Below are 10,893 nucleotides of genomic sequence, written 5' to 3' on the forward strand. Positions count from 1 at the left end.
GCCAGGGGGGTGTCAAGCAAGGGAGATTTTTTAAAACGGCAAATTTAGGATTCCTAAAGACGCGTTTCTAAATATTGCGCGATCATCAGTTCTTGTCCCGCACGGGAAGTAATAGTTTGGCGTGTGCGGTGTTTATCCCCAACAAATTTAATTTCTTCTTCAAAACTGGCGCCGTCGTAGGCAGTCTGGAGTCGCATCACATGGGGTTGAATCAATTCAAATTCGGCCACAATCGGGGCTGTTGTCGAAAAACCACGGTCGCGGTACATCAACTGATCCCGAATCCCAAAAATCGTCTCTCCCTTTAGGGGTTTGCGCTGCACATTGGTATAGGTGCTTTCCCAAGTAACTTTCGCCCCACATTGAAAGGCCTGATCAGGGGAAAGGTGGTGGGCGATCGCCAAAGGTTTGAGGTGGGGATGCTCGGCGGGCAAAAAGACGACTTCGATTGCTGAAATGGCCTCCAGGGGTTCCTGGTCACTGTTGAGGGTGTAGTAGCGGCGCTGGGAATGCCACCGACCGGCAGAGCGCTGAAAAAAGGCGGTGCTGGCACTGGGCGAAGTCGCAAGTAAATTCATGGGCGAAGAGCTTCGAGAGCTGCGGCAAATGTCAATGCTTAGTTTATATATTGTTACATTTTCTTGTGATCCTGGGCAAGGCAAGGGCGATCGCCTCACCCAGGTGCGGCCCTACTTCACGTACTGCCACTGATTGCGAATGAGGGAAAGAAAGGTGGCGTACCCCGCAGAGGTGGACGGAAAATCGGGTTTGTAAAATTCCGGGAACTCCGTGTAGGGACGCCAGGGATCAAAGGCTTTTAACCTAAGGTGTAGTACCCCTTCCGATGCGCCACCATTGGGGCTCCAGGTCATTTGTCCTGCTGTTTGCATGGTTTTTACTCCTTACTCGAAATAGTCAATGAGTATTTATAACTATTATTTTGGGGAAATAACCCAGGGTTTCCGTGGGATTTGTTACGGGGTGAGAGAGAAATATGCGGAAGTGTTAACTTTTCGTAATATTTCAACCCAAGCTGGCGATCGCCTTTTTCCTTTCTCTCAGCAGTTGCTTTGGCTTAAACAGGTTCCTCCGTCAGTTGGGCCATAATTGCGGCGGGAGTCTGGGTGGTATCCAGGGTTTTAACCAGGGGATGTTCCTCTGGGATAAAGGATTCAAAATGTTCCTGTTGGCTCGTGAGCAGATCGGCTGTCGCATCAGAAATATCGTTGGTGCGGGTCGTTAACCGCTGGGCCAAAATTGGCAACGGTGCCTGGCAGTGGAAAATTTCCAGGGGAATGTCCTGGTCAGCACAGACTTTAATCACATTTTTACGATAGACAAGTTTGTCATATTTGGCATCGAGGATGACCGTAAAACCCTGTTTTGCCAACAGTAAACCAAGCTCTTGTAGGCGAGCATAGGTTTGTTCATTCATCGCTTCACTGTAGAGGCTGTCATCGCCTTTTGCTTCTAAAGATAAGCCTGCTAAATGTTTACGCACAGCATCGGAGCGCAGTTGAATTCCATTCCATTGGCGAGCTGCCGCCCGGGCCACCGTTGACTTGCCAGCACCAGATAAACCACACATCACAATCACTTTTCCCTGGGGGCGTTGGGTATAGCGCCAAGCTAGATCGTAGTAATCTGAAGCGATCGCCGCAGCCTGGATTTTTGCTTCAGGGACGATCGCCGGATCATCCAAAAGAAATGAAGTCACTTTCGCCCGCACATAGGCCTGGCGACTCAGGTAGAGGGGCAAAACCTGGAGCCCTTCCCAATCTCCGGTACGTTCGACATAGGTATTAAGAAAAGCATTCCCCAGCTCCCTGGCCCCCCGCGCATCTAAATCCATCACCGTAAAAGCCACGTCATACATGGTATCTACGAACCGGAAAGGCTCATTAAATTCGATGCGGTCAAATAGTTGAATCTGATCTCGCCAAAAACAAATATTGCGCAGGTGCAGATCGCCATGGCATTCTTTGATTTTTGCTTCGCGGCGGCGTTTGGCAAAAATTTCCTCCCGGCTAGCAAAGAAATTATCTGTAAATTGTTTGGTTTGCTCGAAGCGCTCTTGGGTCTGGACAGTACCGATATATTTGGCCGTTTGGGCGTAGTTTTCATCGATGGCTTGGCGGATTTTGGCAATTTCCCCAAAGTTCAGGATGTAGTCGTTGGTGGTTGCCTGTTGATGGAAATCAGCGACGGCTTTTCCCAGTTGCACCATGTGATCTTCGGTAAGAGTGCCTGCTGTAAACATCTCACTCAACAGATTTTCCTGGGGGAATTGACGCATTTTCACGGCATATTCCACCACTTCTCCCGCCCCGTCAAAGGCGTAGGTTTGGCCGTCATAGGTAATGGGCAGCATTTCTAGGTACAGGTCAGCAGCCAGGGCACGATTTAGCTCCAGCTCCACCCCACAAAAATGTTGACGTTTGTCTAGGGTCGAAAAATCCAAGAAGCCAAAATTAACCGCTTTTTTTAGTTTGTAGGCATAGTCCCCAGTTAAAAACACGTAGGACACATGGGTTTGCACTAAGGCGATCGCCTCCTGGGTCGGGTGGGGATATATCGCTGGCTGTTGTAGCGCTTCAATCAAGGCCGAGATCGAATGGGACATCTAAAAAATTTCACCGTAGAAGATATTGAGGTTTATTGTGCCATCTTGCTCTGGTTCCCTTTGCCTAGAGTCTGAATCAATACTACTTTGTCTAAGTTAATTTAGTCTTTTTATGAAGCAATGCTTGGTTAAAGTTGAATTTGTGTCGTTTGGGGAGTAGGTGCTGACAGGGCTTCAAAAAAGTCCTTAAATGAAAAGCACAGATCCCAAGACAAAACATAGAGGCGTTGAGGATGAAAATCGGTGTCCCCAAGGAAATCAAAGACCAAGAATTTCGGGTTGGTTTGTCACCGAGCAGTGTGCAAGTCCTCGCCAGTGCGGGTCATCATATTTTTATTGAAACGGGGGCGGGCCTTGGTTCTGGATTTACGGATGCAGAATACCAACAGGCCGGAGCCGAAATTGTTTCTACGGCGGCGATCGCCTGGGAACAAGACATGGTCGTCAAAGTCAAAGAACCGCTCCCCTCAGAATATGGCTCGTTGCGCCCTGGCCAAATCCTATTTACCTATCTCCATTTAGCGGCTGATCGCCAGCTCACAGAAAATTTAATGCAATCGGGCGTGACGGCGATCGCCTACGAAACGGTCACCGACGGCAAAGGTCATTTACCACTCCTTGCGCCGATGAGTGTTATCGCTGGGCGCTTGGCCGTGCAGTTTGGGGCACGCTATCTCGAAAAACAGCAGGGCGGCAGAGGCGTTTTACTCGGAGGTGTCCCTGGCGTTGGGCCGGGTCGTGTGATGATTCTTGGTGGGGGAACCGTCGGCACCGAAGCGGCAAAAATGGCCGTGGGTCTTGGGGCCCAGGTACAGATCCTCGACATTAACGTCGATCGCCTCAGTGATTTAGAAGCGCTATTCGGCTCCCGGGTGGAGCTACTCTACAGCACACCGACCCAAATTCAACGCTGGTTACCCCTCGCCGATCTGGTGATTGGGGCCGTGCTTTTACCGGGCAAACGTGCACCAATTTTAGTGTCCCGTGCCGCAGTCAAACAGATGAAACGGGGTTCTGTCATTATTGACGTGGCTGTAGACCAAGGGGGCTGCATCGAAACCCTGCGGCCCACCAGTCACAGTGCCCCCACCTATCTCGAAGAAGGGATTGTCCATTTTGGGGTGCCCAATATGCCGGGGGCCGTACCCTGGACAGCAACCCAAGCCCTCAATAACAGCACTTTGCCTTACGTTCTCCAACTGGCTAATCAAGGTCTGGGAGCGATTAAACAAAATCCGGCGATCGCCCAAGGATTAAATATTGCCGAGCGGCGTTTAGTCCACCCTTCGGTACGCGAAGTCTTTCCCGATTTAGCCAACTAAAGGTTTAGGGAGATTGCTAAATTAGATTTGACAAGAGATCTGTAATTTCCCCTTGGACATCCCTGCGGTTGTCATCATAAATCATCAAGGTATTGAGGTCGGCATGACGAGAAAATTTTTGCACCTTACGCACGTCTCCATTGGTCGCATCAAGGGCCGCCGTAATCCCAGAGTGACGAATGCGGTGGGGTGATAATAATTTTGTGACGCCTGCGGCCTTGGCTGTGTTCCGGACTAACTGGTAAATAGCCGTCCCCGTGAGACGGTGGCCCAGGTGAGCGCGATCAAGGGCAACAAATAATGGCTGAATTTTATTTTTAGATCCGGGACGGACGGCTAACCAAGCTTTAAGGGCTGTCACTGTTGCGGCAGAGAGTGTCACCCATTGTTTTTGGCGGCCTTTTCCCTTACCTAAAATTGCGAGCGATCGCCGTTCGAGGTCTAAATCTTCTAAGTTGGTTTGGACAATTTCATTACGCCGCAGCGCATTATCCCAGAGCAATCTCAAAATAGCGTAATCACGCTTTCCCTTGATGGTCTTCTGGTTAGGAATTTTTAAAATTTGTCGATAAACAGTTTGTGAAATCCCAGTGGTATCCCGATAGCGACTGACCTTTTCTCCTTTGATGCCACCGAGGGTATAGCGACATTGCCCCAACTGATTCGCCAAACGAACCAATGCTTTGAGGGCGGCAAGACGACGGTTAATGGTGGCTTCTTTTAGACAGCGGACATCCCGTAGATGATTTTTGTAGCGCAGGACGAGGGCGAGGGCCTGGGGTTGCTCCAGATTCAGAAAGGCTTCGACCAGGAGCGGTGTGGGTTCGTTGGCATCGGCCACAAACCGAAAAAATCACGAATATCTTTTTTGTAGGCCCGCCAGGTGTGGGGGGATTTTTGGTTCTCAAGGAGTTGACTCAGAATGTCAGGATTGTCCGCAGGGACGGAAAAAGGGCCAAGGCTAGCCAGGGATGTTTCCATAATCGGCGATCGCGCAAATCTTTATTTTCTCTACATTCTAGCGGTTTAGCTTACGATAATCTAAGTTTTCGATAGCTTGTTTTAAAAGCATTGATTAGCGGTCTCAACCCCAACTTAAGCGTTCAAATTGGGGCTGAGTAAAGAGGTTTTAGGAAGAACGGTGGTCAAAGAGCAACCAACAGGCCACACCAAAAAATGGCACAAAACGTAGGGTTTGCCAGAAGCTATCTTTGGCGGTGAGATCACCCATGAGGAAAATTTGGATAAACCAAAAACAAAGGAGATCCACCATGAAGGCGACGGTGAGGCGGCTATCTCCCAGACGCAAGAGAAAGTAATCAAGGCGATCGCCGAGGAGACCAAATTCAGGACGAGCTAGACCAAACCAACCAATGGCAATAATGCCGACGCAGATTCCGACCCACGCGAAAAGGCGCGTAAACCACGGTTTAGGTAAAAAAGGCTGAGGGGCAATGGCTCGCCGGAGCGCCATGTAGGGCAGCAAAAAAACATTAGTAAGAAACATCCCGCAACCCCAGAAGGCGAGGTATGGCAGATGTTGACCCTTACGATCGCTCGCCATTACTGGCAGAAAAAGCCACATCCAGGCGACAGCAAAATTAAAGAGGGCCTCATCTACAGGATTGAGCACTGGGGCTAAAGGCGATCGCCAACCCAAATAATTTAAAATCGGCAGCACAAAAAAGAAATTAAGCGATGCTTGTTTCACCTCTGTCAAAGTCTCAGGTTGCAGTTGCCATAGGGGTTCTCCGCCGAAGGGGAAATGACTGGGGGCAAGGAGCAAAGCCCCCACATAAAGCAGCCAAAATCCCCAAAAAAAGTTTAATTTTAGATTCATTACTATCAAGACACTACTTTTTTGTGTTTCACCTTAGAATACTGGCCCAGGCTTGGATATGGTCAGAGGTAAGGGTTGGGTATTAGAGATCATTCGCTGCAATTAAAGAATCCTTTCTTTCTGTCTCGTACGCCCCAAAAGCTCGTTAGGATCAAAACGGAAAATTCAATCCTTATATTTAGTTTCAGTAAGTAAAAATTCTTATGCCTACATTACAAGATTTTTTTCAGACCCATCATTTAGCGAGTGACGATTATTGTGTTTTTGGCGTCGCCAGTTGTTTTGTCCGGGAGGAGGGCGAAACCCAGGCGGTTTCTATCCTAGAACCAATTCCCTCAGCGGCTCTCGAAGCACTGTTAAAAGGAATTCCCACATCTTATCGGGTTGCCCAAGCCCTGCCCCTTGGGGATGTTATCCAAGCGGATCAAATCACCTTACCCACAGCCCTAGGCGATCGCCTGCAAATTCCCGATGACTTTTTAGAACGCACCGCCGCTGCCGCCCGCACCTACAAACGCCGCCCCGAAGCCCAGGGCCATATCCCCCTAGGGACACTCCACCAGGAGTTCAACCATTCCACTGCGAAAAAGCGCGTCCTCAATCAGGTTAATATCGTCAACACAGAGGACAATGTGAAGCAACATGCCCATACCCACAAAGTTCTCTAAATGAATTTGTAGACACATTTTTGGCCTAACAAAACTCACACTATGCTAAAACTCTACGGTGGGGCGCGTAGCCGTGCCTCAATTGTGCGTTGGTACCTCGAAGAGCTCGGTGCTGACTATGAATTTGTCCTTCTCGATATGCAGGCGGGCGAACATAAACAACCGGATTTCCTTGCCTTAAATCCCTTTGGGAAAGTGCCCGTCCTAACCGATGACGAGGTTACTTTGTTTGAATCCGGTGCCATTTTGCTCTACCTCGCAGAAAAATTTGGTCACCTCGGCCCTTCCCCGGCAGATAAGGCGATCGCCTACCAATGGGTGTTATTTGCCAACTCGACTTTTTCTATGGGACTCACCCCGGCTGAAAATCGCAATGAAGTTATGGCCCGTTATTTGCAGCCCCTAAACGATATTTTGCAAAACACATCTTTTCTTTTAGGAGAAGCATTTACGGTGGCGGATGTGGCCGTCGGTTCGATCCTCGCCTACATTCCTTTAATGTTCCAAGATGTGGATCTCAGTGCTTACCCAGCTCTACAGGCTTACTTAAAACGATTAGGCGATCGCCCCGCTTTCCAAAAAGCAATTATGAATCGCAGTTAATTCTCGTTACATTTAGTTACAAATTAGTCGCAAAAAACAAAAAGCATCCTTGCGGGGATGCTTAATCAATTTCTTTTTTAAATAATTCAAAAATGGTGTTTATTTGAAGCCCACTGCCGCTTGCCATACAAATGCCAACAGCAAGAAGAACAAAGGAATTAGAGGCAAAACATCCACGAGGGGATCGAAAATTGAGTAGGCCTCAGGTAATTTCGCAAGTAATAATGCCGCTTCCATATATTTCCTTGTTGAACTGATTTTTCTTATGGTTTGCAGTCAATCCTAGCATGAGTTGGTTCGGGTTCTAGCCATTCGCCGAATTCTTCCACGAAGCGATCGCTAAGGATTGATTCACGAATTCTCACGGTAAATTGAATCAATTCTGTAACGTTATGTAAAGAAAGTAGCATGTAGGCTAACATTTCTTTCGCTTTGATTAAATGGTGCAAATAGGCCCGCGTGAAATTCTGGCAGGTATAACAAGGACAAGTTTCATCCAAGGGGCGAAAATCTTCTTTAAACTGGGCATTTTTTAAATTCCAGCGATCGCCTTTGACTAGAGCCGCACCATGGCGCCCCAACCGAGTCGGAATTACACAATCAAACACATCAATCCCCGCGGCGATCGCCTGGGCCATTTCCCGATAGGTGCCCACCCCCATCAAATAACGAATCTTGTTTTTCGGCAGGAGCGGCGCTGTATGCTGTACCACTTTACGAATATTTTCCGGCGATTCCCCCACACTAACGCCCCCGATGGCATAGCCCGGTAGGTCTAATTTCGTTAAATCTGTCACCGCTTGGGAGCGTAAATCTAAGAAAATGCCCCCCTGGACAATCCCAAACAACGCTTGATCGTCCCGTTCATGGGCTTCAATACATCGCTCTAGCCAACGATAGGTTCGTGCTGTTGCCGCCGCCACCGCCTCCCGGCCCGCATCTCCTGGTGGACATTCATCAAAGGCCATGATCACATCAGCACCCAGGGCATTTTGAATCTGGATTGATCGCTCCGGGGTCATATCAATCAAACGTCCATCCTTCGGCGAACGGAACACCACCCCTTCCTCACGAATCTTACGCATTTCACTGAGACTAAAAACCTGGAATCCCCCGGAATCCGTGAGGATCGGCCCCTCCCAAGCCATAAACCGATGCAGTCCTCCGGCTTTCTGGACAATCTCCTCTCCCGGTTGTAAGTGGAGGTGGTAAGTATTTGATAAAACCATCTGGGCCTGGGCCTGGACTAAATGATCCGGCGTGATGCCTTTCACATTCGCAAGGGTACCCACAGGCATAAATCGGGGTGTTTCCACAATTCCGTGGGGCGTATGAAACACGCCGACCCGGGCATTTGTATGACGACATTCCTTATGTAGCGAAAAATGAAAATGGCTCACAGATGATGTTCCGAAGATCAATAAAAAATAAAAACGGCAGCAAAAGCCACCGCTTATTCTACCGAGTTCAGGAAACAGAACCTAGAAATTGAAATTTTCATCGTCATCCATGTGGACATCCCAGCGGGCCGATAAAACCTGAGTCACCATCTCTTCTAAGGTACTTTCGGGAACTGCTTTGGTATTGAAAGGATTGGCTTGGGGATTTTCTGCCACCTCCAAACGTAAGACACGATTATCCTGCACGAGTTCAAAATAAGTCTTATCGGTTTCAGCCTGTTTCAGGGCAAGGTAATCGAAGCTATGTAAATTTAGATATAAGGACTGATTGACCACCAAAGTAGCCTGTTGTTCATCATCAAAGACTTCTACAATCCAACCTTCGCCCTGTTTTTGCACTTCGCCATCGAGGTAATGGGAATAGCGGACCCATGCGAGATCTTGGAGTAGACGTTTCATGTCACTTTTATTGACAAGAATACCAGTAGAGACCACACAAGGAGCGGGTAAGGAAGTGGGATGACATTGATGACTCATGGGAATTGACTAAGGGTAAACAAAAAAATATGACAGACTGAAGGTAAATCATCCATAACACTGCCTAGACATGGCAAGCAAATGAGCGCCACCACATCAGGATGAGCCTATGCGATTGTCATTTTACTTGTACAAAAGCTAGCACCCAAGGACAAAGGCTGTGGTTTTACAGTATTGTCTTGGTGTTATGGCGGAGGATGTTTATTAACGGTTTCCAATGCCTCGCCATAATCTTAACTTAAGGTTTGAATTTTGACATCTGAAAACCCACAATCTATCCAATTCTGAGCATCTCAATCAATTTATGGTTCGTTTTTTATCAGGCTTGCTACAGCTTTGGCGATCGCTATTGGGGGCCATTCTTTTTTACACGCTGCTACCACTGCCCAAGGGAGTACAGCCTAGTTTTATTCGCATTGCCCGTTGGTGTCCTTGGGTGGGCTTGATTATTGGGGGCATATTGCTGGGGAGTTTTTGGGGTTTAGAGAGTTTAAAGGTTCCCACTTTACTCAGAAGTGCGATTTTAGTTGCCTTTTGGTTGGGTTTGACGGGAGGCTTGCATTTAGATGGGGCGATGGATGCGGCCGATGGCTTAGCAGTGACGGAACCGAAACGCCGTTTAGCGGTGATGGCTGATAGTGTTTCTGGTGCATTTGGGGTGATGACAGGGAGCTTAATCCTGTTGCTCAAGGTCGCTGCCCTCGAAGGTTTAGGATTAGAGTCTTGGTATTTTTTTGTGTTGATACCGGCTTGGGGACGATGGTCTCAGGTGGTGGCGATCGCCTTTTATCCCTACCTGAAAGCTGAAGGCAAAGGGGCATTCCACAAGCAGCAGTTCCAGTTATATCCAGATTTGTGCTGGAGTATCTGCCCCATGCTCTTATTCGTATTTTTGAGCTACTTTTTCTTGCCGATTAGCCAATGGTTGAGTGTTATGTTCAGTAATCTTTGGTTTATGGCAGTGGCGATCGCTGTCAGTACTTGGTTTGGTCATAAATTCCAAGGTCATACAGGCGATACCTACGGTGCCACTGTGGAATGGACTGAAGTCGCTTGTCTCGTCAGCATCGTTTTACTCGCGAATAGGCTGTAGGCGCGTTACTTTGAGCGAAAAATCACCATTTCCCGTTTCCCCAAAGGCCCGTACCCGCACAATATAGCGTCCCGTTTCGTTAATGCGCACAAATAGTAATGAATTCGTTGAACCGTCGGCGGCATCGTCATTTTCCGCAATCGTCGACCCATCCGCCGCCAGCAGCAACACAATCGTATCAAAATCGTCCGAAAGCAAGTCAATGGCGACTTGATCGCCCTCTTGGAGAGTAATCGCATAATCCCTGGCAAATCCCCCTTCCCCCGTGGGGATATCCTGATCCGAAAGCCGCTGGTTAATCTCTTGACCAGAGCGAATTCCAAGGGGTCGATACATCATCTCATTGGCGATCGCTTGATTTGCCAGCCCTAACACACTAAAAAATCCGAATATACAACCCCAGTAAATCCGATTCATTCAAATACCTATCAACTTATTGGCCTACTCTTCATACTCTACAACACTACCCAAGCAACGGAATGGGACTTCACTCACTACAAAACAAAGGATAAAGAAAGCAAAATAAAATAAAGCCCTCAACCTGTAGATTGAGAGCTTTGATTAGAATATAAAGTTGAAGAATAAGATATTCAGTTTTTCATAAAAGAGAGAAGCTTGGCATTGAGCTATTTTCCCGGTAGGCTACCCCACAGGTATCGTCGCCGCTATAGCGTTTCACATCTGAGTTCGGGATGGAATCAGTGTGGTTCCACTATGCTAGAAACACCAAGCAGTGGTGTGGTCTCACACCCTCAAGACTGCACAAAATACTCATTAGTTCATCGAAATACTTAGTCTAACCATCTA

General features: G+C 48.1%; 13 protein-coding genes and 1 rRNA gene. 4 read left to right on the forward strand and 10 right to left on the reverse strand.

The genetic code is table 11. The features are described from left to right. Positions 1 to 53: 53 nt before the first annotated feature. The 3 genes from AACR41_RS00725 to AACR41_RS00735 form a co-directional block, all read right to left on the reverse strand. Positions 54 to 578 (reverse strand): phycobiliprotein lyase, encoded by a 525-nt coding sequence (locus AACR41_RS00725; protein ID WP_045442612.1) that lies wholly within the window; start codon positions 576 to 578, stop codon positions 54 to 56. A gap of 111 nt (positions 579 to 689) precedes the next feature. Further along, positions 690 to 890, reverse strand: a complete 201-nt coding sequence (locus tag AACR41_RS00730) for a hypothetical protein (protein WP_030008230.1) — start codon at positions 888 to 890, stop codon at positions 690 to 692. Positions 891 to 1,075: 185 nt separating this feature from the next. After that, positions 1,076 to 2,623, reverse strand: coding sequence for a bifunctional aminoglycoside phosphotransferase/ATP-binding protein (locus AACR41_RS00735; protein ID WP_030008231.1), 1,548 nt, complete (start codon positions 2,621 to 2,623; stop codon positions 1,076 to 1,078). A gap of 233 nt (positions 2,624 to 2,856) precedes the next feature. Here AACR41_RS00735 and ald point away from each other — a divergent pair, with 233 nt between their 5' ends. Next, entirely contained in the window at positions 2,857 to 3,945 is a 1,089-nt protein-coding gene (gene ald / locus AACR41_RS00740) for an alanine dehydrogenase (protein ID WP_030008232.1), read from the forward strand. 16 nt (positions 3,946 to 3,961) lie between these two features. Here the strand turns inward: ald and AACR41_RS00745 are convergent, their stop codons facing one another. Both AACR41_RS00745 and AACR41_RS00750 read right to left on the reverse strand, forming a co-directional pair. Then, complete coding sequence (locus AACR41_RS00745) at positions 3,962 to 4,786, reverse strand: tyrosine-type recombinase/integrase (RefSeq protein WP_228657550.1); 825 nt, start codon at positions 4,784 to 4,786, stop codon at positions 3,962 to 3,964. 288 nt (positions 4,787 to 5,074) lie between these two features. Then, the gene (locus AACR41_RS00750) at positions 5,075 to 5,785 is read right to left on the reverse strand and encodes a hypothetical protein (protein ID WP_030008233.1); all 711 of its coding nucleotides are present in this window, start codon (positions 5,783 to 5,785) and stop codon (positions 5,075 to 5,077) included. Positions 5,786 to 5,988: 203 nt separating this feature from the next. Here AACR41_RS00750 and AACR41_RS00755 point away from each other — a divergent pair, with 203 nt between their 5' ends. After that, positions 5,989 to 6,453, forward strand: a complete 465-nt coding sequence (locus tag AACR41_RS00755) for a hypothetical protein (protein ID WP_030008234.1) — start codon at positions 5,989 to 5,991, stop codon at positions 6,451 to 6,453. A gap of 42 nt (positions 6,454 to 6,495) precedes the next feature. Next, a complete protein-coding gene (locus AACR41_RS00760; RefSeq protein WP_030008235.1) occupies positions 6,496 to 7,056 on the forward strand; it encodes a glutathione S-transferase family protein in 561 nt (186 codons plus the stop codon). Positions 7,057 to 7,155: 99 nt separating this feature from the next. Here the strand turns inward: AACR41_RS00760 and AACR41_RS00765 are convergent, their stop codons facing one another. From AACR41_RS00765 to AACR41_RS00775, 3 genes are all read right to left on the reverse strand, one after another. Continuing rightward, complete coding sequence (locus tag AACR41_RS00765) at positions 7,156 to 7,293, reverse strand: photosystem II reaction center protein K (protein ID WP_012308371.1); 138 nt, start codon at positions 7,291 to 7,293, stop codon at positions 7,156 to 7,158. 26 nt (positions 7,294 to 7,319) lie between these two features. Continuing rightward, on the reverse strand, positions 7,320 to 8,456 hold the full coding sequence (gene tgt, locus AACR41_RS00770; RefSeq protein WP_152551038.1) for a tRNA guanosine(34) transglycosylase Tgt: 1,137 nt from the start codon (positions 8,454 to 8,456) through the stop codon (positions 7,320 to 7,322). A gap of 81 nt (positions 8,457 to 8,537) precedes the next feature. Continuing rightward, a complete protein-coding gene (locus tag AACR41_RS00775) occupies positions 8,538 to 8,993 on the reverse strand; it encodes a hypothetical protein (protein WP_030008237.1) in 456 nt (151 codons plus the stop codon). 304 nt (positions 8,994 to 9,297) lie between these two features. Between AACR41_RS00775 and cobS the strand changes: the two genes are divergently transcribed. After that, positions 9,298 to 10,086: an adenosylcobinamide-GDP ribazoletransferase gene (gene cobS, locus AACR41_RS00780; protein ID WP_030008238.1), complete on the forward strand. Its 789-nt coding sequence runs from the start codon at positions 9,298 to 9,300 to the stop codon at positions 10,084 to 10,086. Here the strand turns inward: cobS and AACR41_RS00785 are convergent. Then, entirely contained in the window at positions 10,066 to 10,503 is a 438-nt protein-coding gene (locus AACR41_RS00785; protein ID WP_030008239.1) for a PPC domain-containing protein, read from the reverse strand. The two genes, cobS and AACR41_RS00785, sit on opposite strands and share 21 nt — an antisense overlap. Before the next feature lie 196 nt (positions 10,504 to 10,699). Further along, a 5S ribosomal RNA gene (gene rrf / locus AACR41_RS00790) occupies positions 10,700 to 10,817 on the reverse strand. Positions 10,818 to 10,893: the final 76 nt, after the last annotated feature.

The organism is Picosynechococcus sp. NKBG042902, from assembly GCF_963864045.1.
Classification (GTDB): Bacteria; Cyanobacteriota; Cyanobacteriia; order Cyanobacteriales; family MRBY01; genus MRBY01.

Bases quoted from the DNA above. Each gene is read 5' to 3' on its own strand.
- AACR41_RS00765 (WP_012308371.1), bottom strand. From the start codon at position 7,293: ATGGAAGCGGCATTATTACTTGCGAAATTACCTGAGGCCTACTCAATT.
- cobS (WP_030008238.1), top strand. From the start codon at position 9,298: ATGGTTCGTTTTTTATCAGGCTTGCTACAGCTTTGGCGATCGCTATTG.
- AACR41_RS00750 (WP_030008233.1), bottom strand. From the start codon at position 5,785: ATGAATCTAAAATTAAACTTTTTTTGGGGATTTTGGCTGCTTTATGTG.
- AACR41_RS00785 (WP_030008239.1), bottom strand. From the start codon at position 10,503: ATGAATCGGATTTACTGGGGTTGTATATTCGGATTTTTTAGTGTGTTA.
- AACR41_RS00725 (WP_045442612.1), bottom strand. From the start codon at position 578: ATGAATTTACTTGCGACTTCGCCCAGTGCCAGCACCGCCTTTTTTCAG.
- AACR41_RS00775 (WP_030008237.1), bottom strand. From the start codon at position 8,993: ATGAGTCATCAATGTCATCCCACTTCCTTACCCGCTCCTTGTGTGGTC.
- AACR41_RS00760 (WP_030008235.1), top strand. From the start codon at position 6,496: ATGCTAAAACTCTACGGTGGGGCGCGTAGCCGTGCCTCAATTGTGCGT.
- AACR41_RS00730 (WP_030008230.1), bottom strand. From the start codon at position 890: ATGCAAACAGCAGGACAAATGACCTGGAGCCCCAATGGTGGCGCATCG.
- ald (WP_030008232.1), top strand. From the start codon at position 2,857: ATGAAAATCGGTGTCCCCAAGGAAATCAAAGACCAAGAATTTCGGGTT.
- AACR41_RS00755 (WP_030008234.1), top strand. From the start codon at position 5,989: ATGCCTACATTACAAGATTTTTTTCAGACCCATCATTTAGCGAGTGAC.
- AACR41_RS00735 (WP_030008231.1), bottom strand. From the start codon at position 2,623: ATGTCCCATTCGATCTCGGCCTTGATTGAAGCGCTACAACAGCCAGCG.